This window comes from Nitrincola iocasae, from assembly GCF_008727795.1.
GTDB classification, from domain to species: Bacteria; Pseudomonadota; Gammaproteobacteria; order Pseudomonadales; family Balneatricaceae; genus Nitrincola; species Nitrincola iocasae.
The window spans coordinates 1,186,267-1,210,694 of sequence record NZ_CP044222.1; the positions used below are offsets into that span (position 1 = coordinate 1,186,267).

Below are 24,428 nucleotides of genomic sequence, written 5' to 3' on the forward strand. Positions count from 1 at the left end.
AGTGCGGGCACTACCCTGTGTCCGCACTGGCCTTTTTTATTGCCTGCCGCTTCCTTCCCCCTGGATTAACCCCTTGTGGCTTTTATGGTATCTTTGTCTGACTCTCTAGCATCAGATGAAAGATACCCATTACTATGATTATCAAACCCAAAATTCGCGGCTTTATCTGTACCACTACACATCCGCTCGGTTGTGAAGCCAATATTCGTGAACAGATCGAGTTTACCCGTGCACAGCCTAAAGTTGATGGTCCCAAACGGGTGCTGGTCGTTGGCGCTTCCAGTGGTTATGGCATGTCATCGCGGATTGCTGCTGCCTTTGGTAGTGATGCATCCACTATCGGTGTGTTCTTTGAAAAGCCAGGTACGGAAAAGAAAACCGGTACGGCTGGCTGGTACAACGCCGCCGCTTTTGAGCGCCTGGCGCATGAAGCGGGACTTTATGCCAAAAGCATTAACGGCGACGCCTTTTCTCATCAGGCTAAACAACAGGTCATTGATCTGATCAAAGCCGATCTGGGCCAGATCGATCTGGTGATCTACTCCCTGGCATCTCCAGTGCGCAAAATGCCGGATAGCGGTGAAGTGATACGTTCCGTGTTGAAACCGATTGGCGAAACTTATCGCTCTACCGCTATAGATACTAATAAAGACTGCATTATCGAAACCGAAATTGAACCGGCAACGGAAGACGAAGTGGCTGCCACCGTTCAAGTGATGGGCGGTGAAGACTGGCAGTTGTGGATTGATGCGCTGGCCGACGCAGGTGTGTTGGCCGATGGCTGTAAAACTGTAGCCTACAGCTATATCGGTACCGATATCACCTGGCCGATCTACTGGCACGGTGCGCTGGGTAAAGCCAAGCAACATCTGGATGAAACGGCCGAAGTGTTAAATGCCCGATTGGCCGATATTGGTGGCCAGGCTAATGTGGCGGTGCTCAAATCGGTGGTGACCCAGGCCAGTTCAGCGATTCCGGTAATGCCTTTGTACCTGTCGATGGTATTTAAAGTCATGAAAGAACAGGGGCTTCACGAAGGTTGCATGGATCAGGTTTGGCGTTTATTCCGTACAGGTTTGTATGGCAGTGATGCGCAGATGGATGATGCCCGGCGTTATCGTCTGGATGACTGGGAACTGCGCGATGATGTGCAGAGCGCTTGCCGCGAACTTTGGCCACAGGTGACCACGGAAAATTTATTTGAACTGACAGACTATGCCGCGTACAAGGATGAGTTTCTCAAGCTGTTTGGATTCGGCTTAGACAGCATCGACTACGAGCAGGATGTCAGTCCGTTGGTAGAATTTAATGTTATCGAGCTGGAAAGCTGATTAGCTGATGACTCACAGGAACTGATAATTATGCGTTTTAACGGCGTGAAGGATTTCAATCACTCTCAGAGTGATAAAATTGGTGTGCTGATTACCAATCTGGGAACACCAGATGAGCCGACAACACCGGCTTTGCGTCGCTATTTAAAGGAGTTTCTGTCTGATCCGCGTGTGGTAGAAGTGCCCAGGCCGATCTGGTGGTTTATTCTCAATGGCATTATTTTGAATATCCGCCCGGCAAAATCGGCCGCCGCCTACCGGGAAGTCTGGACGGACGCAGGTTCCCCCTTGCTGACCCACACCCAGGATCAGTGTGCGGCACTGAAAAAATACTTTGGTGATCGCTACGGCGACCGGGTACAGGTGGAGTTTGCCATGCGCTATGGCAATCCTTCTATTGCTTCGGTACTGGAAAAACTGCAAGCATCCGGGGTGCGTAAACTGGTGGTATTACCACTCTACCCACAGTACTCCGGTGCTACATCGGCCTCCACATTTGATGCGATTGCCGCCGACTTTACACAGCGTCGCTGGTTGCCGGATCTGAATTTCATCAGCCATTATCCTGATTTCGAGCCTTATATTGCGGCGCTAGCCGACAAAGTGCGCCAGTTTCAGGCTGAGCATGGGGTGCCGGATAAGCTGATTTTCTCTTATCATGGTGTGCCCAAGCGTTATTTGCTGCAAGGTGATCCCTATCATTGTGAATGTCATAAAACGTCACGTTTGTTGGCAGAACAGTTGGGTTTGCAGCCGGATCAGTATCTGACCACTTTCCAGTCGCGCTTTGGTCGTGAAGAGTGGCTGAAGCCCTATACCGATGAAACTCTGAAATCTTTGCCCGCCAAGGGAGTTAAATCGGTGCAAGTGTTCTGCCCGGGCTTTTCTTCTGATTGTCTGGAAACGATTGAAGAGATAGGTCAGGAGAATCGTGAGTATTTCCTTGAAAGCGGCGGGGAATCCTACGCTTACATTCCGGCGCTGAATGCCGATCCCAGCCATATCGATATGATGGTGCAGTTGTTGGAGCCACATTTACACAACTGGTTGGTAGATGATGAGCGCGATGGTGAACAGACTCAGGCGTTGGCAAAAGCCCTGGGTGCTTCGCGTTAGTCTAGTTGATTAAGGACCTGTTATGACCTGTGTGATTTTTCGTGAACATACCACCCAGGATGGCTATGTTATTGGCGAAATTTGCCTAAATTCAGAACGAACACTCAATGCACTCTCTCAGGAGATGATTGGACTGATACAGCCACAATTGGATGTATGGCAGGAAAATCCGCGTGTGGTGGCCCTGTTGCTCGATAGTGCCGGTGACAAATCCTTCTGCGCCGGAGGTGATGTGGTAGGGGCCTGGCGTTTGATTGAGCAAGAGTCCTATGCCGAGATTGACGAGTATTTTGCTGCAGAATACCGCCTTGACTACCGCCTGCAAACTTATCCCAAGCCAATCATCTGTTGGGGTGGGGGATATGTTATGGGCGGGGGTTTGGGGTTGATGAACGGCTGTAGTCACCGGGTGGTGACGCCCACATCACGTCTGGCGATGCCGGAAGTGACTATTGGTCTGTTTCCGGATGTCGGGGCCAGCTATTTTCTAAACCGGTTACCAGGAAAGATCGGATTATTTCTCGGCCTCACGGGAAGTCATGTGCAGGCAATGGATGCTCTCTGGTTAGGGTTAGCCGATTATGCGCTGCGAATGGATCAGCGTCAGCCCATGCTGGAGCAACTTCTGGTACAGGACTGGAATCAGGGCGATAATCAGGCTGTGATCACGCGAGTGCTGAGTGAACTGGCTGTTGCTGCGCAGCCTGTATTTCAAGAGATAGTGACACCAGTTCAGCAGCATCAGTCATTGATCAATGCGTTGTTGGCTGATGATTCAGTAAAAGATTTTGTGGATAGACTGCTGGCCTTACCGGCAGATGATCCCTGGCTAGCCAGAGCCCAGCAAACAGTGAGTCAGGGCAGTCCGTTATCACTGTGTCTGATTGCTGAGCAGTTGCAGCGTGCACAATCCTTGTCATTGAAAGCGGTATTTCAGTTTGAAATGTTGTTAGCGGCGCAGTGTTGTCGTCAGGGCGAGTTTGTCGAAGGGGTGCGTGCTTTGCTGGTTGAAAAGGATAAGTCACCAAAATGGCGCTTTGCTTCGGTCGAATCCGTAACAAAAGACGTGTTAGAATCACATTTTCAGCCGCCCTGGACGGTGAATCCACTGGCAACTCTCTAGCCTGTTGCCTAAAGACCCAAGGAGGTCCGTCATGAGTCAGTCATCCCCTCATCCAAAATTCATGGAAGCCATGCGTAAACTAAAGCAGATGAGCGAAGAAGAGCGTCTGTCAGAGGACAATGCTGAACTTTTTGAACAGGCCATGCAGTATGCACCGCTGGATATTCAACCAGCATTAGTCGCAATCCGCAAAAAATACGAACAAACCTATCATTAGTAGGAGCCCGGTCTGTGGGAACCCGGTCTGTGGGAGCCCGGTCTGTGGGAGCCCGGTCTCCGGGCGATTGGAGTTCTCGATATGCCCATTCGCTCGCAGAGCGAGCTCCCACATAAGGTTATCCTCTCTGTAGGAGCCCGGTCTGTGGGAGCCCGGTCTCCGGGCGATTAAACCTATTCGCTCACAGAGTGAGCTCCCACAGCGAGCTCCTACAGTGAGCTCCTACAAGTCGTAGGAGCCCGGTCTCCGGGCGAATAAAACAATTACTGCGGTGAACCGGCGGTAACTTCTTCCTCTGTGGCACTGCGTACTTCGACAACTTCGACATCAAACTTCAGTGTCTGGCCCGCCAGCGGGTGGTTGCCATCCAGGGTCACGCTGTCACCTTCGATACCGACAACGGTAACAGGCTGCTCGCCCCAAGGGGTCTGGGCCATAAACTGCATGCCGACTTCAATTTCGTCGACACCGGCAAAGTTGCTGCGCTCAACAGCCTGGATCATCTCTTCACGTACTTCACCATAACCCTGCTCTGGATCAACAGTTACCGCCAGGGTGTCACCGGCCGCTTTACCTGTCAGGGCATTTTCCAGGCCTGGGATGATGTTGCTGGCACCATGCAGATAGGCCAGAGGCTCCTGCCCTACAGAGCTGTCCATTACATTGCCTTCGCTGTTAGTCAGGGTGTAATGAATGGAAACTACGGTGTTTTGATCGATCTGCATCTGTGCTCTCCTGTTTGATTTAGCCGGTCATGCTAACTATCCCGACTTTGCCTTGCAACCGCCTGTGTCAAGACAAAGTTAAGTGGAGGCTATTTTTTAGTGGCAAATCTTGCAGGCTTTTAAAGCTTAACTAGTTGATGTTAAATAGATCCTATTATATTTAAACAGTCGATGCTGGAACTGATCAGATTTTTTTATCTGCAAGGCCAGGTTAATCGGAATTCTTCATAAGTGCGTAACCAAATTACTATTTTATGGAAGACAGACCTATCTGATGGAGAGTATTGATGCGTAATAATGTGAGTGAACAGCCGCGATTGGCTGTTATAGGAGCCGGGTTATCCGGGTTGCGTTGTGCGGCGTTGCTGGCCGAGGCTGGCTATGCTGTGACAGTATTTGAAAAAAGCCGGGGAACGGGTGGTCGACTGGCCTCGTCGCGGCTGGATGGACTGACGACTGACCTGGGTATTCCCTATATTGAAACCCGGCAACCAGATTTCTGTCAGTGGTTGGAAACCCATAAAACTCAGGTGCAGCGCTGGCAACCGCGCGAAAGTGATTTTTCCTTGTCAGCGGCGCAGGTGAACCCGGCACGCGAACTCTGGGTTGGGACGCCACGCTCCAGTGCGATCACGCGCGCCTTGGCTACAAAAATTCAGTTGCGTACAGAAACCCGGGTCAGTGTGGTCTGGCCGGATAAAAATGGAGTGTTGTTGCGGGATGAGTCAGCCGATATGCTGGGCCATTTTGACCAGGTTGTGGTGGCGGCTCCTGCACCTCAGGCCGCGCCGCTGCTAGATGCGGTTCATCGCTTCCAGGCCCGTGCTGAAACGGTACAGATGCAACCGGCCTGGATTGTTTCGCTGTTGTTGGAAACTCGCCCAGAAGCCTTGGCACAAACTGACCTGATTGAAGGTGAACACCCTGAACTGCAGCGGGTATTGCGAGACAGCAGTAAACCTGGACGCTCTGGCGAAGTCTGGACACTGCAGGCCAGTCGCCAGTGGAGTGAAGCCTATTTGAACCTGAGTGCCGACACAGTCATGAATGAGCAGGTTGCCGCGCTGGTTGCACTGACGGGCGATCCGCTGGTTGTCAAAGCTCATCGTGTACATCGCTGGTTATACTGCAACGCCGTTTCGACTGAATCAAGTGTTGCGCTCTGGGATGCCGATGCGGCTATCGGCGTTTGTGGCGACTGGGTTGCTGGCGGCGGGGTGGAGGCGGCCTGGCAAAGTGGTACTGAGTTGGCGCGAATGATATTGTCATCTAATCCCTGAAGCCTATCTGCAATAAGGAGCAACGAGTGGCTGACACACTGGTTAAACAGGTACAGCAGGCCTGCAGTCAATTGGAACAGGTGATTCTGGGTAAACCTCAGCAGATCCGCCTAGCCGTAACCTGTCTGCTATCAGGCGGACATTTATTGATAGAAGACCTCCCCGGTATGGGGAAAACAACCTTGGCACATGCGCTGGCCAGTGTGTTTGACCTGGCGGATACCCGTATACAGTTCACCAGTGATATGTTGCCAGCCGATATTCTGGGCGTGTCGGTTTTTGATGCGGCCAGTGGGGCGTTTGTGTTTCATCCGGGGCCTATATTTACGCAGTTGTTACTCGCTGATGAGATTAACCGTACCACGCCTAAAACCCAGAGTGCATTGCTGGAAGCCATGGAAGAGCGTCAGGTGACTCAGGATGGTGAAACCCGTGCGCTGCCCGAACCTTTTTTTGTCATTGCAACACAGAATCCACTGACTCAGTTCGGCACCTTTCCTTTACCAGAGTCGCAACTGGACCGTTTTTTGATGCGGATAAACCTCGGCTATCCGAGTCCAGAGGCTGAGCGTGAGCTGCTGATGCGTGGTGGAACCCTGGATCGTCGTGGTTCGGTCAAGGCGATCCTGTCACCGGCACAGCTGGTTGAAGCACAGCGTGCCTGCCAGGCGGTGCACGCTTCTGCTGACTTGATCAGTTATGTACAGCGTCTGGTTCAATATACCCGCGAAGGTTCAGGTTTCAGCTATGGGGTATCGCCACGCGGGGCGCTGGCTTTGTTGCGTTGCGCGCGTTGCTGGGCCTGGCTGCATGACCGTGAGCATGTGGTACCTGAAGATGTTCAGAGCGTTCTCGAACCGGTCATTGGTCACCGGGTACGACCTGCCGAAGATATGGCCGGTCATACCTCGGTCAGACTGGTAACAGAGTTGCTCGCTCAGGTCGATGTTATGGCGCGCTAATGACTATGCGTAGGCCTGAGTGGTTGTCTCTGCAGCGAACGGGTAAGCTTTATATTCTGCCTACGCGGGCGGGCGGGGGCTTTATACTGTTGCTGGTGTTGCTGTTGTTACTATCGATTAATTTTGAGAACAACCTGACCTTTGCCCTGACGTTTCTCCTCAGCGCTTTGATGATTATTGCCATCCTTTATACCTATAGTAACCTCGCGGGTGTGCAGGTGGCTTGTGTTGGAGCTCACCCCTGCTTTGCCGGTGAGTCAGCCGGGTTTACCTTGCAGTTAAGCACTGCAGGTGACCGTGAGCATCAACAAATAGAGTTGCGTTGGCCGGAAGCCATACCTGTGGCGGCTGATCTGCTTAATACCAGGCAAGTGCGGGTTGAACTGGCTTTGCCGACACAGCGTCGAGGGTGGTGTGTAGCGCCGAAAATTCGTTTGCAGACAGTTTTTCCTTTAGGTTTGTTTAGATGCTGGTGTTACCAGTCAGTAAATGGCAAGGCATTGGTTTATCCGATGCCCGAAATGGGTGGTGTCCTGCCAGCAACGGCGGGGGCTGATGGTCAAGGTGTGATAGCAGAGCAAGCTGGCAGTGATGATTTCAGCGGCTTGCAACGTTTTCAAGCGGGGATGTCGCCCAACCATATCGCCTGGAAGGTATTTGCACGGGGACAGGGCCTGCATGCAAAGCGCTATGCCTCCCGTCAAGATCTGAATATCTGGCTGGATTATGATAGCTGGCCCGAGGCCGATCCGGAAATACGCCTGTCGCGACTGTGTTACTGGGCATTGAAGCTGAGTCGGGATGAGCGGCCCTTTGGTTTGCGCTTGCCGGGAACAGTCCTGGAGCCTTCGCGGGGTGAAGCCCATCGCCAGCAGGTGCTAAAGTCGCTGGCGTTATTCGGGGTGGAACAAGCATGAAAGCGGGCATCGAAAAAATCAGCCGTTCAGCAGTTATCTGGCAATTACTGGCATTTGCTGCCGTGGTGATCCCGCATGTGGGTTGGCTACCTGTCTGGGTCATGGTGATCTGTGCTGTTTGTGTTGCCGCGCGCCTGATGATTCACAGTGGCCGTTGGTCGTTTCCGCACTGGAGCCTGCGCCTGGTACTGGTGATTGGTGCAGCAGCCGGGTTGCTGCTGAGTTTTAACCGTGATGCCAGTCTCAACGCCATGGCGGCTTTGCTAATTATCGGCCTGGCACTAAAACTACTGGAAATCTACCGGCGACGTGATGCGTTAGTGCTGTTGTATGTGGCTTTGTTTGTTGCCGCTACGACCTTTCTGTTTGAGCAGGGGATGGCAATGGCGCTGGTGATCCTGCTGACCGTCGTGGTGGTTGTGGCGGCCTTGAATAGTATCTGGCAGGACCCTCTACGTGAAGATATGCGGCGGCCATTAAAGCTGTCGGTAAAAATGCTGGGCCCGGCCTTGCCATTGATGCTGGTATTGTTTTTCCTGTTTCCGCGCATCGGACCACTTTGGTCGGTTGAGTTGGATAGATCGGCAGCACGGACCGGTCTGTCTGAATCCATGTCGCCTGGTGATATCAGTCAGCTAACCCGTTCCGGTGAATTGGCATTTCGGGCGGTATTTGCCGATCAACCGCCGCCAGCATCTTTGCGCTACTGGCGGGTGTTGGTACTCAGCGCGTTTGACGGCCGTGAATGGACACCCGGCAGGTTCAGAGCGGTCGAGCGTGAACCTTTGATTGCTTTAGCTGAACCGATTAGTTATGAAATTGTGCAGGAACCGAGTGGACGACGTTGGCAGTTTGCCCTGGATATGCCGACATCTCCTCCACCTCAAGCTGAAATGACTGCTCAACGTACGCTGCTGGCATCCAGTGAAGTGATGCAACGGGTACAGTACCCGCTTAGCTCCGTGCCTGCCTATCAATTGTCTCCGCAACTGAGCAGTGAGGCGCATGACTATTATACTCGTCTTCCACGTCAGGCGAATCCGCGTAGTCGTGATCTGGCTGAGCAATGGTGGCAAGCCAGTAACGCTGATACGGCGGCGTTTATCGATCAACTGTTTGGCTATTTTAACGCCTCTTTTATCTATACGCTGGAGCCTGCTGCGTTAGGGCGGCATAGCGTGGATGATTTTCTGTTTGAGACACAGCAGGGGTTTTGTGAGCACTTTGCCAGTGCGGCGGCGTTTATGCTCAGAGCTGCCGGGATGCCGGCACGCGTGGTTACCGGTTATCAAGGCGGCGAGTGGAATGCGAACCAGAACTACCTGACGCTGCGTCAGTATGATGCCCATGCCTGGGTCGAGGTTTGGTTAGACAACCAGGGCTGGGTGCGTTTGGATCCAACCGCCGCCGTGGCGCCTGAGCGTATTGAGCAGAGTGCTGATCAGCTGTTCAGCGGACAGGCGGGTTTTCTGGCGGATTCACCCTTGTCAGCCTTGCGTTTGGCACGCCAGGGTTGGTTGCTACAGGCACGGATGTACTATGACTCTTTGAACTTTGCCTGGCAGCGCTGGGTGCTTAATTACCATGATCAGCAACAGAATGTGTTACAGGACTGGTTGGGAGAATTGACGCCACTGAAGATGGCGCTGGCGTTGTTGCTTCCCGGTGCGTTGATCATAAGCTGGCTGGCCTGGCGCTTGTTACGCAGTAAGACACGCATGGACCCTCTGCAGAAGCGCTTGCAGATACTGCTGAAAACGCTGGCAAACAGAGGCTTCCAACGCCAGCCGGAAGAGACTTTGTCCGGGTTGGTGACACGGATTGCTCAAGCTGATCCATTATTGGCTGAGCAGCTAAGGCCGGTAGCTGAGGCCTATGCGGCGTTAAGGTATCAGTCGGTGAATGAGGTTAAGGCCAGGCGGCAAGTCATGATCTGCCTGGACATGGCGCAAAAGTACGTAAACAGATACAAACGTGCTTATAAATAGCTATTTCGTCTAAGGTCGTAAGCAACAGAGTGGTTGTATCTGCCTTTCTGTTTTATAGTAGGGGAGGTTAAACAATAATTACAAGAGATTAGAATGAGCCTGTATAAAACTGTCGAAAAAACATTTTTTAACTCATTGACCAAAAAAATCACTGGTAATGTGCTCTTTTTATTGGCTCCGCATCTTTTGCTGATTGCCGTTGGCGGTTACTACGCCGGGCAGTTCATCGATATGATCAAGTCATTGCAGCTATCCGCGGCACTGGAGCAGCAATTGCTTTCTGGTCTGGATTCGCTGCTGTTTGCTGCCAGTGCAACCATTACACTGGCATTACTGGCCGGGGTGTTCACGATCTTCTTCATGCGTCATTTGTTTTTGAAGCCGATTCGGGAGATTACCGACGTATTGCGTGCCATTCGGGAAAAAGAAGGCGATATCTCCGCTACATTGCCAGCTTATACTCATGATGAAATTTCTGATATGGCACGAAGCTATAATGATTTTACTGATCAGCTGCGCGCCATGATTGAGGAAACCCGGCGTCACTCGGTGAGTGTGGCGCTGAGTTCAACCCGGTTGCAGAAAACTGTTAATGAAGCCAGTCAATCATCCAGTCGCCAGGAAGAGCGGGCACAGATGGTGTTTCAGTCCAGTTCGCAGGCCTCTCAGGCGATTGACGAGATTGCTGGAAACACACAGTTGATCAGTAGTCAGACTGGCAGCAATATGCAGGAAATTCGTAATTCCAGCCAGGAACTGCACAAGGTCCTTGTGCAGGTTAAAGCGGTGCGCGAGCTGGCTACACGCTTTCAGGATACCGTACAGAAGCTTAGTGAAAATTCTGGCAACGTCATGGGTATTCTGACGATGGTCAAGGATTTTTCTGACCAGACCAACCTGTTAGCGTTGAATGCGTCTATTGAGGCTGCACGTGCCGGAGAGGCGGGTCGTGGGTTTGCAGTAGTGGCTGATGAGGTCCGCAATCTGTCACAGAAGGTCAGTGTGGCTACGGCTCAAATCGATACCAATATCAACGAAATGAGCTCGCTGGTGAGTAATACCCAATCCAGTGCCGTGACTATTCTGGAATACATTGAAAATACCGAGACCTTTATCGATGCCACCAGTGACCAGTTTGTTAAGCTGGTATCTGATTTTGAAGATATTAATCACCAACTGACCGGTATCTCTGCGGCGATTGAAGAACTGTCTTACACTAATAAAGAGTCGCATGACCATGTCTGTCAGATCACCGATCTGTCGGTGGAAATGAAACAGGATATGGAGCGTTCGAAAACCTATTCCGGTGATCTGGAAAAGGCAACCGAAACCACACAGGAGCTGTTATCGCACTTCCTGATCGGTCGGGGCGGGTTTGAAAACATGACCCAGACCGGGTTCGAGTGGTCCAGAAAAATCATGGAGTGTATGGAAACTCTGAATGAACAAGGGGTTAACCTGTTTGATCAGAGTTATCAGCGCACTAACCCCGGACAGGAACCGGAAAAGTTCAACCTCAGTTATACTGATAAGTTTGAGCACATGTTACAACCGCTTTTCGATGGCTTTATCAGTGAGCGTCCGGAATTTATTTATGCCATCGCCGTAGATAAAAATGGCTATGCGCCTGCACATCATACCAAGGTGAGCAAAGCGTTAACCGGAGATGTGCAAAAAGACCTGCTGCAGAGTCGCCATCGCCGTTTCTTCAAGGCCAACCGTCAGGAGAAGCGTCGCTGTTCTCACCAGAAAGCATTTTTGCTGCAAACCTATATTCGTGATACCGGTGAAATACTCAATGATCTTTCCATTCCGCTGTATATCAACGGAAAGCATTGGGGGGCTTTGATTATGGGCTTCGAGCCGCGCTGTCTGCTTGATGAAAAGTGATGGTAAGTAAGCAGTCCAGGACAAGATTGAGTGTGTGTCCTGGACTGCTTGCATTGCAGTCAGATCGTTTGATCTACGATCAGATGTTTCAGTAACTGCTTGAGCGAGTGGTAGGACAGGGGTTTACGGCAGATGGCAGTAACGCCAACTTGTTTGAAGGATATGAGGGGTTCTTCATCCTGCTCTGAGGTGACTACCAAGACCGGCACGGCAGGCTGATCGGTATATTGGCGAATATGCTGAACCAGCTCCAAACCATCGATATTGGGCATGTTATAGTCAGTAATAACCAGATCAAAGCGCTGGTTTTTAAGAACCTGTAACGCTTCAGCACCATCTTTGGCTTCACGCTGGTTAACCACACCCAGTGAAGTGAGGATGCGGCTCAGGTAACGGCGTGACATTTTACTGTCATCCACCACCAGTACCCAAAGATCTTCAAAGGCATCATCGTGATCTTCATCGGCATTCTGTCGATCATCGACATACTCCACGGCGCTTAACAATGCCTTGCGTAACTCTTCCGGATCAAAGGGTTTAGGCAGTATGGTTGCCGCACCAGACTGACGAATCGGTTCCAGGTAACGGTACAGGGTTTCGGAAGAAATCAGAAAAAATACCACTTCATCCAGCCCGGCGACCTTACGCATTTCACCCACCAGCTCTGAACCGGTCATGTCCGGTAGGTGCATGGCTGACATGACAATATCCGGGGTGATACTGCGCATACGCTCCAGTGCTTCGCTGGCATCACTGAATTCTTCTATAGCCTGAACACCCAGTGAGCGCAAATGGTTGGTAATAATATTGCGCTGCATCCGCGAGGGCTCGATCACTAATATCAGAAGTTCTTGCAATTCCATTGTGTTACACTCAAAACAGTTAGATGGTGTCAGTTATACCCGACCGAGCGCAGAATGCAACACTGAATAGGTTGGATTGACACGCATTCAGTTTTGTTCAGCTAAGGTTAAGTCGCGTAGCGTTTAACTAGTATCCCGAGCAGGATTAGTTCGGGTCTCTTCATCATTTCAACAAAGTTTGCTTTCAAGGCCGCCTCAAATGAGGCGGCCTTTTTCTATTACCTTTCAATGCTTATCCTGTCGGACTGCTAAGAGCCTTCTCTACTAATGGACGAAACAAGGCGCGTATCTCTTCTTCATGTATACAATCCATTGCCTGGATCAATAGCGGCTCTAGATCTTCACGATTAACAGAGCGGATCAGCAACTTAATTCTGGGTATATTATAAGCGCTTAGACTGATGCTGTTGTAGCCCAGTGCCAGCAAGACTAATACAGCAACCGGGTCAGAGGCCATTTCACCGCATACGGAAACCGGTAAATTCAGACGACTACACTGCGTATATATCTGTGCCAGTGCATTCAGCACCGCTGGATGCAGGTGGTCAAACAGGGCGGATACGCGGGGGTTGTTGCGGTCAACGGCCAACAAGTATTGGGTCAGATCATTAGAGCCGATAGAGACAAAATCGACCCAGGGGGCCAGCTTAGGCAGTAACAGCATGGCCGAAGGCACTTCAATCATCATGCCGATACGCGGTAAGCGTACTTTGATGCCTTCTTTACTCAGATCCGCAACGGCCTTTTCGACATGACTGCGGAAGCTGGACATTTCATCGACACGGCTGACCATGGGTACCAGCAATTGCAGGTTGTCGTTGCCGACATCGGCTCGGAGCATGGCGCGAATCTGAGTGATCAGCAGTTGGGTGTTGTCCAGAGTAAAACGTATGCCCCGCCAGCCCAGGTAAGGATTCTGCTCACTCATTTCGAAGTAGGGGAGTTGTTTGTCGCCTCCTATATCCAGCGTGCGCATGGATACCGGCAGAGGGGCATAGGCGGCAAGTACTTTCTGATAGATACGGAACTGCTCTTCCTCGGTGGGAAAGCTTTGATGCACCATAAATGGAATTTCAGAACGGTAAAGCCCAACGCCTTCTGCACCGCGCTCAAGTCCCGGGGTGGCATCCGCCAGCAGGCCGGTATTGGTGAGCAGATTGACGCGAAAGCCGTCCAGAGTCTGAGCTGGTTCGTAACGCAAGCGCTCCAGGCCTTGAATAAAGCGTTTTTCATCCGCAATCATGCGTCGGTATTCGCGACAGAGCACATCGGGTGGATTGATGGTACATTCACCGCGGTTACCGTCTACAATAATCCGTTGACCCCGGTACTGTTCCGGTTTCAGGCCTTCGACACCCATGACGGCCGGGATGCCCAGAGCATTGGCCAGAATAGATGTGTGCGACAGCGCCGAACCCGACGTACAGACAATGCCATGGATGCGTTGCAGTGGAAACTCGGCCAGATCGGTGATGTTGACCAGCTCCCCGGTCAGTATCAGCGGCTCATCAGGTGTTTCGGTTACCTGGCGCTCGTGCTGCAGCAACTCGTTGAGTAAGCGTTGACCTATGTTGGTGATGTCTTCACTGCGGGCTTTCAGGTAGGGGTCGTTTGACTGATCGAAGGTGGCGGCCATCTGCTCGATGACCTGACGTAACGCCCAGGCTGCACTGTCGCCCCGATCAATAAGGGTTTCCACACCTTTGACCAGTTCCGGACTTTTTAGCATCATCTGGTAAACGCTGAACAGGGCGTTCAGATCGCCTGGCAGGTGATGACCTATCTTACCGGAGCGATTCTCCAGATCCTCTTCAAGCCACTCAATCGCTTGGTGAAATTCACTTTTTTCCTCTACCGGGTCACTGTTGATTCCCGCTTTGACCTGATCCAGAGTCATGTGCGGATCTATTATCCAGAGTCGGCCGATGCCTATTCCAGCCGCACTGCGAATACCGCTGAAGCGCTTGTAAGACAGAGCGGCTTCCTGTTGTAGCCAACTGCCACTGCGCTGCAGCAGATGCAAGGTCCCGGCAAGCTGTGAAGCGACGGTAATCAGAAAGGCCTCTTCCTCGTCACTGTAGCGGCCTTCATCCTGATCCTGGACTACCAGCACCCCAATCAAACGACGCAGGTGAATCAGGGGAACACCCATAAAGCTGCGGTACGACTGCTCATGAGTTTCGGGAATATACACAAAACGGTCATCCGCCGGTGCATCGGCGATATTCAATGTGCTCAGACTGGCGGCAATATGCCCGACCAGCCCTTCATTCAGACTCAGTCGTACCTGGCCGACTGCATTCGGCGCCAAACCGCGCGTAGCAGCCAGAATCAGTGTGTCCTGCTGAGGATTGCATAAATACAAGCTGCAGACACTGGATTGCATCAGCTCACTGAGGCGGCCAACAATGGTATCCATCATCGCTTCCGGGTCTTGGGTGCGGGCAATGGTGTCGACCAGAGAGGTTAGATCAGTCAGTGATGAAGGCATCTTGAATATCCGTTAAACAATTGTTTGCTGTTGGGCTGATATTTGCATACTTGTTTGAACTCGACAATGTGTGCGCATTAAATTTTTTTAATATAGTACCGAAACGACATATTCTAGAGAAATATCCTCTGCAGCGTTACGGCGAGTTGGTGTGTTTTAATCTTACCTGCTAAAATGAGATTGTATATGATAATTCATCTCAACATCCCACTCTCACAGCGTATGGTTGGTCAATCAAGTATCCATGAATAGTAAACTCAAGCGTTCACACGCTCTCAAAGTAATGGATATCTGCCGTCAGGATGTCGTCACCTGTCAGCAGCGCGAAGACGTATTGTCCGCCATTCGCCTTATGGCTGAATATAATATAGGTTCTGTGGTCGTTTGTAATGGGCAAACCCCTGTTGGCATATTGACCCGGCGTGACGCCATGCGGCTAACCCCTGACAACAGTGAGGCTGGCGTGACGGCTGAGCAGGTCATGTCAACGCCCCTGATTACTATTACCGCAGACGCGGGTATTGATGAGCTGGGTATTGAACTGATGTCTGGTCATATACGCCATGCGGTGGTGGTGGATGATCAGGGTGAGTTGATTGGTGTTGTCAGCGAAAGTGATATCGTCAACAGTCACGGACTGGAGCATGATCTGTTCATGCGCTCAGTTTATGACGTGTGTAATCATAATCCTATGCGTTTTCCAGATAACTGCTCGTTACGTCTGACGGTTGAGCGTATCCGCTCGGCCGGACACACCGCCGCATTGATTGATGGGCTCAATGGTGAGCTTAAAATCATTACTGAAACTGACATTATTCGTTTGATCGCAGCTTCATCGAATGAGCTGGATAAGCCCCTGTACGAGTTCACCTTCAAAAAACTCATCAGTGTTCCCGGCTCGGTCAGTTTGTTCAATGCCCGGCGGCATTTCCGCAAACATGGCTTTCGCCACCTTGGGGTGCTGAATGACCAGAGCGAAGTGATTGGGCTGGCATCCTATTCGGATATTCTGCGTAACGTCGAACTGGATTATATTTTCCGACTGCGTGAGCTGCTTAATGATCGTAGTTACCGCTTGAATGAAACCCGAAATCACTTGCGTATTATTGAAAAAGTGATTGATTCATCCATGGAAGGTATCGTGATTTGTAACGCCGAAGGCAATATTCAGAGTGTGAACCCGGCGTTTACCCAGATCACCGGCTACCAGGATTGGGAAGTGATCGGCTCTAATCCGAGTATCTTAAGTTCTGGTCGCCATGATAAAGCCTTCTACAGCCGCATGTGGGATCAGTTACAGCGTAAAGGGCGCTGGCAGGGTGAAATCTGGAATCGCAACAAGGATGGACGCGTCTATCCGGAATGGCTGAGTATTACTGCTATTGAAAGTGAGCAGGGTGAAGTGATTCAGTATGCGGCTATTTTTCACGATCTGACAGAAATCAAACGCTCTGAAGCGCGCATCAACAAAATGTCCTATTTTGATGAAGTCACCCATCTGGCGAATAGACGCTTGTTCATTGACCGTTTGCATAATGCCCTGACCTATGCCGGTGATCATGACAATATTGTCGCCTTGGTCAATATGGATCTGGACTGGTTCAAATCCATCAATGATCGCTTTGGCCAGAGTGAAGGTGACCTGGTGCTTAAAGAAGTGGCGCGGCGTATCGAAGATACGCTGGGCGATGCTGATACAGCGGCACGTCCGGGTGGTGATGAGTTCAGTATCATCATGACCGGGCTGGACAGTCCTGACGAGTTACCCTTGTTTCTGGACCGTTTGACCAAGGTTATTTCCGCGCCGGTACTGATCAATGATACAGAGATACGGCTGACGGCCAGTATCGGTATTGCCATGTACCCTGGTGACGCCGCTGATACAGAGGATCTGCTGCGTTGTGCTGATGCGGCGATGCATGAAGCTAAAAATCTGGGACGCAACAGTTACCATTTTTTCTCTCCGGCTCTGGATCAACAGTCGCGCTCTCGTTTTCAGCTCACCACCATGCTGCAGGGTGCGCTGGAAAAAGATGAATTTCGACTGTTTTACCAGCCGAAGGTGTGTCTGAAAACCGGCAGGGTCAAGGGTGTGGAAGCTCTGCTACGTTGGTTCAGTGCGGAGCTGGGCGAGGTATCTCCCAGCGATTTTATTCCGCTGGCAGAAGATATGGGGCTGATTGATCAGATTGGTGACTGGGTCATGTTGATGGCGGTCAAGCAAGGCGCTGCCTGGCAACAACAGGGATTAGCCGTGAATGTCGGCGTGAATGTGTCAGCGCGTCAGTTTCAACGAGGTAATGTTGCCGGGCGGGTCATCAGTCTGCTGAACCGCTACAACTTGTCACCTGATCATTTCAGTATTGAGTTGACTGAAACCAGCTTTATGCATTCGGCCGATAAAACCCGCTCCGCGATCAGTGAGTTGCTAAAGCTGGGGGTCGGCGTGGCCATTGATGATTTTGGAACAGGGTATTCCAGCCTGAACTATGTGCGAACCATGGCCCTCAGTCAGTTGAAAATAGACCTGAGCTTTATCCAGAATATCGAAAATTCTGAGAAGGATCGGCGCTTGGTTGAGGCGATGATAGCCATGGCCCATGCAATGGATTTTGAAGTGATTGCTGAAGGTGTGGAAACACGTGAACAGCTGGTACTGCTTAAGCGCATGGGCTGCGATCAGGCGCAGGGATTTTTCCTCAGTCGGCCCCAACCAGAAGAGTCATTAACTCCCTGGTTAAAGGCCAATACGTTGAGTCTTAAGTAACTGCGATGACAGGTTAAAACCAGTCATCCCGGCGCTTACGACGTTTGGGTAGATAAGGCACCAGTAAACCCAGTATCACACCACCCAGTGCAACCAGTCCACCATGCGTCAGCCAGCGAATCAGGTTGCTCTGATCCATATTGGAAATTTCGGACTCCAGGCGTTGAATTTCCTGTTGCAGTCCTTCCACCTGATTTACAAACTCTGTATTACTACTGGATACGTTGGATAACTGACTGTTGAGGTCAGCAATTTCCTGATCCTGCTGAGTAATACGCTCGCGGCTTTCCGTCAGTGCTGTCTCCAGTGCCGGCAGTTGGCTGAGCTTGCTTTCACCTGTGGCGACAAATTCAGCTGGTACCCAACTGGTACGACCGGATTCGGTACGGATTTCTATATATTGGTTCTGTCTATCTAATATGGTGACCGGTTCGCCACTGTTGACCCGGCCATTAATGCGGTATTGATTGCTGGGGCCGCCGTGAGTGAAAACATACACATCATCAGCAATATGTGCTGCTTCCTGCGCAAATACTGGCGCTGAAAATGCCAGTAGCAGAGACAGACTGAGTTGTTTTTTCATCATAAAACTCTTGTTTGCTTATCTCGAAATAGACCCATTGTACGGATTGAAGCGACGATGACCAGTCCGAGGCAGAAAATCATGCCGAAACCGGGTAAAATAAGAGTTTGCTTGTTCAGGAGAGAGGGTATGCAGTGGCTTCGTCGAATGCTGGGTCGGTTACTGATTCTGCTGGTTAAATTTTATCAGTATTTCATCAGCCCGATGCTGCCACCCAGTTGTCGCTATGAACCGACCTGCTCAGCTTATATGATTGAAGCTATTCAGGTGCATGGGCCTGTTAAAGGCGCGTATCTGGGGATTCGCCGGGTGTTGCGTTGCCACCCCTTACGCGAAGGTGGCTACGACCCTGTTCCGCCCGCCTGTTGTGCTCACCCACCCCCGGATAAAGAAAAAAAGCTGAAAAATGATCCGCCTGCGTAACCCCTGCCTGTTGTTAAACGGCGCTGGATCAGCTAGTTTAAAATAAAATTCTCCGCAAAGGAAAAAAGCAGATGAATGCATCCAAAGCCTCCCGTCTTTATATCCTTGATACCAACGTACTGTTGCATGATCCCAAGTGCTTATATGAGTTCAAGGAACAGGATGTCGCTATCCCCATGACCGTGTTGGAAGAGCTGGACGATATCAAGGATCGTAAACAGCATGTGTCTCAGGAAGCCCGACATGCCATTCGCTCGATTGATGCTATTCTCAGCACGGCAACCACCCCGGAACAGATTACCAAAGGGGTGCGCATACTGTTGCCGGGCAAAGACCGCCAGGAAAAGCTCGGACGCCTGAGCATTTTCCCCGATCATGAGCTGACAACCCGGGCGGGATTTTTGCCCGATGAACGCAACAAAGACAACAAGATCATTAACTGTGCCTTGCACCTGCAGGCAACTTTTCCGCATCGTCAGGTTGTATTGGTCACAAAAGACATCAATATGCGCCTCAAAGCGATGGGGGCTGGATTAAAGCGTGTTGAGGATTACCGTACCGATCAGTTGGTATCAGACGTAGAGCTGTTGCCAGAGGGTTACACCTTCCTGGAGCAGCCTTTCTGGGAGCAAGTCGAAAAGGTTGAGAGTTTTCAACGTGATGGTAAAACCTATCATAAGCTGGACAAAAGCCTGTTGCCTGATACCTGGATGAATGAATATCTGTATGACAGCACACAGGAGTTTGCTGCACGTACAGTGGCGATTGATGAAACCACCGTGACGCTGCTGGATCTGGGCTATCAGCATCTGATGGATCAGTGTTGCTGGGGTATTTCACCCATCAACATTCAGCAGGCGTTTGCGATGCAATCAATGCTGGATCCGGACCTGGACTTGAGCATGTTCCTGGGTTCTGCCGGTTCAGGTAAAACCTTGATTGCACTGGCTTGCGCGCTGGAAATGGTCATCGAGCAGGGGCAGTTCAACAAAATTATCGTGACACGTTCTACACCGCCTGTGGCCGAAGATATCGGTTTTTTGCCCGGCACCGAAGAAGAGAAAATGACCCCCTGGATGAGTGCCATCAGCGATAACCTGGAAGCGATGCACGAACAGGATGAGCGTCCGCAAAGTAGTGTGAAATATGCACTGGAGAAAGCCAACCTGCAGTTCAAATCACTTAACTTTATCCGTGGTCGCAGTATTCAAAAAGCCGTGGTGTTAATTGATGAAGCGCAAAACCTGACACCTCAACAACTTAAAACTATAATCACGCGTTGCGGCAAGGGCACCAAGATTGTGTGTCTGGGTAATCTGGCACAAATTGATTCCAATTACCTGACGCCACTGACATCGGGTCTGACCTATATTGTTGAACGTTTTCGTGATTTTGAAGGCTCTGCCAGTGTGCATTTCGAAGGAGTGTTTCGTTCACGCCTGGCGGAATATGCTGAAGAGCATTTGTAACTATTTTTGTAACTACCTATCTGAGTTGAGCGGGCGGCGATCCTATCGTTAGCACCGCCAGCTCCCTGAGGAAAGCGGGATGTTTGCGGCCCACACTGTTATCCTGATCATATTGTTGTATGTGATGTGTCTGTTTGGCCTTGCCGTCTGGGTTGAGCGGCGTACCCGTTTTCGCAGCAGCAGCCTGATGCCCGGTTGGGTCTATGCACTGTCATTGGCGGTTTTTTTCACTTCCTGGACTTTTTACGGCAGTGTCGGCTTTGCCGTCCAGTCTGGAATGCTGTTTCTGGGTATCTATGTGGGTGCTTTGTTGAGTGTCATCTTCTGGTGGGTAACCCTCAGGCGCATGGTGGCGGTCAAGGAAGTTTTTCGCATCACCAGTATTGCAGATTTTATCTCCACTCGTTATCGGCGTTCACAGCGTATTGCCGCCTTGGTGACTATTCTGGCGCTCAGCGGGGTTGCGCCATACATCTCGTTGCAACTGACCGCTGTGGTGAGCAGTTTCAGTATTATTACCGGTAGCCATGAACGCGATGCCTGGGATGTGACAGGGTTGCTGGTGATGCTGATGATGCTGGCGTTTACCATTATGTTTGGTATCCGGCGCCTTGATCCAACTGAACGCCACAGTGGCATGATTGCGGTGCTGGTAGCAGAGTGTGTAGTCAAGCTGGTCGCGCTGGGCGTGGTGGGTGTCTTTATCATCGGCGCAGTATTCGGTGATCTGAATGAACTGGCCTTTGCGCTGGCTCAGGATGAGCAATTAAGTTACCTGACTGAATTCCAACAGCCCTCTCATTCCGTGCTGATGTGGACTACGTTGATTATACTGGGTTTTTCTGCCGTACAGTTTTTGCCGCGTCAGTTTCATGTCAGTGTGGTGGAAAGCAGTGATCAGCGCCACATCAAAACAGCCATGTGGATGTTTCCCTTCTACCTGATTCTGATAAACCTGTTCGTGATTCCGATTGCTGCCGCAGGGCTCAAGATAGGGTTGCCAATCGGCTCGGCCGACTTCTTCGTGCTCAAAGTGCCGCAATACCTGGGTAACGATCTGATAACCTTGCTGGCCTTTATCGGTGGTTTTGCGGCAGCAACCGGCATGATTATTATATCGACCATGACACTGGCAACGATGACATCGAACCACCTGGTACTGCCGGTGTGCGGGAAAGTGCGCTTTCTTGAACCCTTACAGGGCTATTTGTTGCAGATTCGCTGGGTTATAGCCGCTCTGATTCTGGTGTCCAGTTATGTGCTGGCTATGGTGCTGAGTAACTCCTACATCCTCTCTGCTATGGGGTTGATCTCCTTTGTCGCTGTACTGCAGTTGGCTCCTTCAATTATTATTGGCATGTTCTGGCGTCATGGTAACAGTATGGGCGCGATGCTCGGGTTGTTTGCCGGTTACATCTTGTGGGGCTGGACGCTGATCATTCCATCAATGATTGCTGAAGGCTGGTTGCCTTCAGCCATTATGACGCAGGGACCTTTCGGGATCAGTTGGCTACGTCCGGAAGCCTTTCTTGGCGTGGGATTTCTGCCGCCACTGATCCATAGTGTCTTCTGGTCCATGCTGTTTAATATACTCCTCTATCTGTTGGGGTCCTGGTTCTATCATCCGCAGAAACACGAACGTGCTCTGACGCGTGAGTTTATGGCAGCGATGCTGTCCAGAGGCAAAGTAACCGGCAAAGCCAGGCCCACCGGACTGGATGCCTATATAGCGCTGGAACCCAAGTTAACGGAAGCACATGATCTATTGGTGCGCTATCTGGGCTCAGATAAAACTGATGGCGCCATTCAGCGTATTACCGATGACCTGCAGGTCAGTGGCAAACCCTATCTGACCATTATTGAGCTGATGGAGTTTCACCGCATGCTCGAGCATGTGCTGGCCGGCTCTATTGGCTCGGCCAGTGCGCACACGGCGATGGAAGAGCGCATCAACTACAACGAACGTGAAGCGGCTGATTTGAAATCGCTTTACAGTCATATTGTTAATGAACTGCAAGGACAGATGCGCGTCGACCAGTCAACCGATGAAGCGGGTGGTGGTTATATGTTCCTTGATCAGATGCAGAGTCAGCTGGATGAGTTGGAAACCACCATCAGTGATCAGAAAAAGCGTATCGCTGAACTGGAAGTCAGGCTGGAAGTGCGCTACGAAGAGATCTTTAAGCATCGAATGGAAGCACAGAAACTCAAAGTTGAAAATGACAGCTTGCGCCGCCGTCTGGTTAATGTCACTGATCTGCCCGATAAAGCAGCCCCCCCAGATGATGAGCAAAACAGCCACTGATGAAACTGGCTAGACTAACCAATTTTGTAACCAAGTGAGAACATAGATGGCCGATTGGAACGCCTCAGATAGCCTGGCTTTATATAATGTTTCCCGCTGGGGAGCCGGCTATTTTGGCATTTCCGAGCAGGGTGATGTGACGGTTCGTGACACCCTTTCCGGGGCAGAAGTAAGCTTTGCCGATATTCTGCAGATGATTCAGGCGCGCGGGTTGGAATTGCCGGTACTGATCCGGTTTCCGCATATACTGCATCACAGGGTCGCGAGCCTCGTGGATAGTTTTGCCCGCGCCATTGAAAACGAGGAGTATCAGGGACGTTTCATCAGTGTTTATCCGATCAAGGTCAATCAGCAGCGTGAGGTGGTCGAGGCCATCGTCGCTGGGCAGCGTCAGGTGCTGGCGGGAAATACCGGACTGGAAGCTGGCAGTAAACCCGAGCTTCTGGCTGTACTGGCGATGTCCGAACCGGGTAAATCTACGGTTATCTGTAACGGCTATAAAGATGAAGACTATATTCGCCTGGCCCTGACCGGTGAGCGTCTGGGGCACAAGGTGTATATCGTGCTGGAGAAATCCAGTGAGCTGAATGACGTGTTGCGGGTTGCGGCCGAGTTGAAGGTGCAGCCGCGCATCGGTGTCCGAGCACGTTTGTCCACCGTCGGTAAGGGCAACTGGCAGGACAGTGGTGGGTTGAAATCCAAGTTCGGGCTTTCCGCCAGTGAAATTCTGAAAACCATCGAGATACTCCGCAGTCATGACCAGGTTCAGGCCTTCCAGTTGCTGCATTTTCATCTGGGTAGTCAGATAGCCAATATTCAGGATATTCAGGTGGGGTTGCGGGAGGCCGCTTGTTTCTATGCCCAGTTACGCCTAATGGGTATGCCGGTCGAAGTGGCTGATGTGGGTGGTGGACTGGGAATCGACTATGAAGGTACGGCGTCGCGCAGTATCTGTTCGATGAACTACACCCTGGACGAGTATGCCAAGCGCGTGGTGCAGGCGTTTAAAGAGGTCGCGCTGGAGCATGATCTGCCACAGCCGCACCTGATCAGTGAGTCGGGAAGGGCGGTGACAGCCCATCATGCCGTGCTGGTAACCAACGTGATAGGTATAGAGCGTCAGGAAGTGCACAGTCTGGCAGAGCCTGAAGCGTTGGATCATCTGCTGCTGCAGCGCATCTGGCAAAACTATCAGGACGCCTTGGGGCGTGAACGCAGCCTCAGCGAGGTCTATCATGACCTGGTGACTCATAATCAGGATTTGAACCATGCCTTTACTCACGGTGATCTGAGTCTGGTTGATCGGGCGTCGGGTGAACAGATGATGCGTGCTACGGCACTTTATCTGATGCAGCGCCTGAATCCGGCCAAGCGCCACCACAGTGCGATTCTGGATGAGCTCAACGAGCAGATGGCGGATAAACTCTTTGCCAATTTCTCTTTGTTTCAGTCGCTGCCGGATGTCTGGGGAATCAACCAGATTTTCCCCATACTGCCACTGCGTGACCTGGATAAATACCCCTCGCGGCGCGGTGTGATTCGTGACATTACCTGTGATTCCGATGGCCGTATTGATCAGTATGTCGATGGTGAAGGGCTGGAAACCACACTGCCTTACCCACCCATGGAAGTGGCCAACTCGCTGCTGGGGTTCTTTTTGGTCGGCGCCTATCAGGAAATTCTCGGAGACCTGCATAATCTGTTTGGCGATACAGATGCTGCCAATGTTGAGTTTAATCAAACCGGTAGCGTTGAGGTGAGCCACATGCAGCGCGGCGATACCGTTGCCAAGGTGCTGCAGTATGTGAACTTCAATCCGGAAAAGTTGCTGGAATCGTTAAACCGTCAGGTGGCGGCTTCAGACCTGAGTGCAGCGGACAAAAAGCAAACTATCCGTGAGCTGCGCATGGGTATGGATGATACCACCTATCTTGAACAACCCAATCTGTAGCCTGGCTAACTCCGCCTTTTGCTGTAC

At 51.2% G+C, this 24,428-nt stretch carries 18 protein-coding genes; 14 read left to right on the forward strand and 4 right to left on the reverse strand.

Going from position 1 to position 24,428, the window contains the following annotated elements; translation table 11 throughout:
- Positions 1-134: 134 nt before the first annotated feature.
- The 4 genes from fabV to F5I99_RS05505 are packed head-to-tail and all read left to right on the forward strand — an operon-like array spanning position 135 to position 3,787.
- Positions 135-1,331, forward strand: a complete 1,197-nt coding sequence (gene fabV / locus F5I99_RS05490; RefSeq protein ID WP_151054025.1) for an enoyl-ACP reductase FabV — start codon at positions 135-137, stop codon at positions 1,329-1,331.
- A gap of 30 nt (positions 1,332-1,361) precedes the next feature.
- Complete coding sequence (hemH, locus tag F5I99_RS05495; protein WP_151054026.1) at positions 1,362-2,447, forward strand: ferrochelatase; 1,086 nt, start codon at positions 1,362-1,364, stop codon at positions 2,445-2,447.
- A 22-nt stretch (positions 2,448-2,469) separates the two neighbouring features.
- Positions 2,470-3,570: an enoyl-CoA hydratase/isomerase family protein gene (locus F5I99_RS05500; RefSeq protein WP_151054027.1), complete on the forward strand. Its 1,101-nt coding sequence runs from the start codon at positions 2,470-2,472 to the stop codon at positions 3,568-3,570.
- A gap of 31 nt (positions 3,571-3,601) precedes the next feature.
- Entirely contained in the window at positions 3,602-3,787 is a 186-nt protein-coding gene (locus F5I99_RS05505) for a hypothetical protein (RefSeq protein ID WP_151054028.1), read from the forward strand.
- A gap of 263 nt (positions 3,788-4,050) precedes the next feature.
- Here the strand turns inward: F5I99_RS05505 and F5I99_RS05510 are convergent, their stop codons facing one another.
- Entirely contained in the window at positions 4,051-4,512 is a 462-nt protein-coding gene (locus tag F5I99_RS05510; RefSeq protein WP_151054029.1) for an FKBP-type peptidyl-prolyl cis-trans isomerase, read from the reverse strand.
- 287 nt (positions 4,513-4,799) lie between these two features.
- Between F5I99_RS05510 and F5I99_RS05515 the strand changes: the two genes are divergently transcribed.
- From F5I99_RS05515 to F5I99_RS05535, 5 genes are all read left to right on the forward strand, one after another.
- The gene (locus F5I99_RS05515) at positions 4,800-5,792 is read left to right on the forward strand and encodes an NAD(P)/FAD-dependent oxidoreductase (protein ID WP_151054030.1); all 993 of its coding nucleotides are present in this window, start codon (positions 4,800-4,802) and stop codon (positions 5,790-5,792) included.
- Positions 5,793-5,818: 26 nt separating this feature from the next.
- Entirely contained in the window at positions 5,819-6,754 is a 936-nt protein-coding gene (locus F5I99_RS05520; RefSeq protein WP_225307568.1) for an AAA family ATPase, read from the forward strand.
- On the forward strand, positions 6,754-7,671 hold the full coding sequence (locus F5I99_RS05525; RefSeq protein WP_151054031.1) for a DUF58 domain-containing protein: 918 nt from the start codon (positions 6,754-6,756) through the stop codon (positions 7,669-7,671). The genes F5I99_RS05520 and F5I99_RS05525 overlap by 1 nt, the downstream gene beginning before the upstream one ends.
- Positions 7,668-9,659: a transglutaminase TgpA family protein gene (locus tag F5I99_RS05530; RefSeq protein WP_151054032.1), complete on the forward strand. Its 1,992-nt coding sequence runs from the start codon at positions 7,668-7,670 to the stop codon at positions 9,657-9,659. The genes F5I99_RS05525 and F5I99_RS05530 overlap by 4 nt, the downstream gene beginning before the upstream one ends.
- A 93-nt stretch (positions 9,660-9,752) precedes the next feature.
- Entirely contained in the window at positions 9,753-11,549 is a 1,797-nt protein-coding gene (locus F5I99_RS05535) for a methyl-accepting chemotaxis protein (RefSeq protein ID WP_151054033.1), read from the forward strand.
- 59 nt (positions 11,550-11,608) lie between these two features.
- Here the strand turns inward: F5I99_RS05535 and F5I99_RS05540 are convergent, their stop codons facing one another.
- Together F5I99_RS05540 and ptsP are read right to left on the reverse strand one after the other, a co-directional pair.
- The gene (locus F5I99_RS05540) at positions 11,609-12,412 is read right to left on the reverse strand and encodes a response regulator (RefSeq protein WP_151054034.1); all 804 of its coding nucleotides are present in this window, start codon (positions 12,410-12,412) and stop codon (positions 11,609-11,611) included.
- Positions 12,413-12,644: 232 nt separating this feature from the next.
- Positions 12,645-14,903, reverse strand: coding sequence for a phosphoenolpyruvate--protein phosphotransferase (ptsP, locus tag F5I99_RS05545; RefSeq protein WP_151054035.1), 2,259 nt, complete (start codon positions 14,901-14,903; stop codon positions 12,645-12,647).
- A 244-nt stretch (positions 14,904-15,147) separates the two neighbouring features.
- Between ptsP and F5I99_RS05550 the strand changes: the two genes are divergently transcribed.
- A complete protein-coding gene (locus F5I99_RS05550) occupies positions 15,148-17,670 on the forward strand; it encodes an EAL domain-containing protein (RefSeq protein WP_151054036.1) in 2,523 nt (840 codons plus the stop codon).
- A 13-nt stretch (positions 17,671-17,683) separates the two neighbouring features.
- Here F5I99_RS05550 and F5I99_RS05555 read toward each other — a convergent pair whose 3' ends face one another.
- Positions 17,684-18,256 (reverse strand): TIGR04211 family SH3 domain-containing protein, encoded by a 573-nt coding sequence (locus tag F5I99_RS05555; RefSeq protein ID WP_225307569.1) that lies wholly within the window; start codon positions 18,254-18,256, stop codon positions 17,684-17,686.
- A 126-nt stretch (positions 18,257-18,382) separates the two neighbouring features.
- Here F5I99_RS05555 and yidD point away from each other — a divergent pair, with 126 nt between their 5' ends.
- The 4 genes from yidD (at position 18,383) to speA (ending at position 24,401) form a co-directional block, all read left to right on the forward strand.
- A complete protein-coding gene (yidD, locus tag F5I99_RS05560) occupies positions 18,383-18,676 on the forward strand; it encodes a membrane protein insertion efficiency factor YidD (RefSeq protein WP_151054037.1) in 294 nt (97 codons plus the stop codon).
- A 71-nt stretch (positions 18,677-18,747) separates the two neighbouring features.
- A complete protein-coding gene (locus tag F5I99_RS05565) occupies positions 18,748-20,145 on the forward strand; it encodes a PhoH family protein (protein WP_151054038.1) in 1,398 nt (465 codons plus the stop codon).
- 79 nt (positions 20,146-20,224) lie between these two features.
- Positions 20,225-22,450 (forward strand): sodium:solute symporter family protein, encoded by a 2,226-nt coding sequence (locus F5I99_RS05570; protein WP_151054039.1) that lies wholly within the window; start codon positions 20,225-20,227, stop codon positions 22,448-22,450.
- A 46-nt stretch (positions 22,451-22,496) separates the two neighbouring features.
- Complete coding sequence (gene speA, locus F5I99_RS05575; RefSeq protein WP_151054040.1) at positions 22,497-24,401, forward strand: biosynthetic arginine decarboxylase; 1,905 nt, start codon at positions 22,497-22,499, stop codon at positions 24,399-24,401.
- Positions 24,402-24,428 lie beyond the last annotated feature (27 nt).

What these genes read in the sequence shown, in the direction of transcription:
- fabV (WP_151054025.1), top strand. Translation starts at nt 135, where the DNA reads ATGATTATCAAACCCAAAATTCGCGGCTTTATCTGTACCACTACACAT.
- hemH (WP_151054026.1), top strand. Translation starts at nt 1,362, where the DNA reads ATGCGTTTTAACGGCGTGAAGGATTTCAATCACTCTCAGAGTGATAAA.
- F5I99_RS05500 (WP_151054027.1), top strand. Translation starts at nt 2,470, where the DNA reads ATGACCTGTGTGATTTTTCGTGAACATACCACCCAGGATGGCTATGTT.
- F5I99_RS05505 (WP_151054028.1), top strand. Translation starts at nt 3,602, where the DNA reads ATGAGTCAGTCATCCCCTCATCCAAAATTCATGGAAGCCATGCGTAAA.
- F5I99_RS05510 (WP_151054029.1), bottom strand. Translation starts at nt 4,512, where the DNA reads ATGCAGATCGATCAAAACACCGTAGTTTCCATTCATTACACCCTGACT.
- F5I99_RS05515 (WP_151054030.1), top strand. Translation starts at nt 4,800, where the DNA reads ATGCGTAATAATGTGAGTGAACAGCCGCGATTGGCTGTTATAGGAGCC.
- F5I99_RS05525 (WP_151054031.1), top strand. Translation starts at nt 6,754, where the DNA reads ATGACTATGCGTAGGCCTGAGTGGTTGTCTCTGCAGCGAACGGGTAAG.
- F5I99_RS05530 (WP_151054032.1), top strand. Translation starts at nt 7,668, where the DNA reads ATGAAAGCGGGCATCGAAAAAATCAGCCGTTCAGCAGTTATCTGGCAA.
- F5I99_RS05535 (WP_151054033.1), top strand. Translation starts at nt 9,753, where the DNA reads ATGAGCCTGTATAAAACTGTCGAAAAAACATTTTTTAACTCATTGACC.
- F5I99_RS05540 (WP_151054034.1), bottom strand. Translation starts at nt 12,412, where the DNA reads ATGGAATTGCAAGAACTTCTGATATTAGTGATCGAGCCCTCGCGGATG.
- ptsP (WP_151054035.1), bottom strand. Translation starts at nt 14,903, where the DNA reads ATGCCTTCATCACTGACTGATCTAACCTCTCTGGTCGACACCATTGCC.
- F5I99_RS05550 (WP_151054036.1), top strand. Translation starts at nt 15,148, where the DNA reads ATGAATAGTAAACTCAAGCGTTCACACGCTCTCAAAGTAATGGATATC.
- F5I99_RS05555 (WP_225307569.1), bottom strand. Translation starts at nt 18,256, where the DNA reads ATGATGAAAAAACAACTCAGTCTGTCTCTGCTACTGGCATTTTCAGCG.
- yidD (WP_151054037.1), top strand. Translation starts at nt 18,383, where the DNA reads ATGCAGTGGCTTCGTCGAATGCTGGGTCGGTTACTGATTCTGCTGGTT.
- F5I99_RS05565 (WP_151054038.1), top strand. Translation starts at nt 18,748, where the DNA reads ATGAATGCATCCAAAGCCTCCCGTCTTTATATCCTTGATACCAACGTA.
- F5I99_RS05570 (WP_151054039.1), top strand. Translation starts at nt 20,225, where the DNA reads ATGTTTGCGGCCCACACTGTTATCCTGATCATATTGTTGTATGTGATG.
- speA (WP_151054040.1), top strand. Translation starts at nt 22,497, where the DNA reads ATGGCCGATTGGAACGCCTCAGATAGCCTGGCTTTATATAATGTTTCC.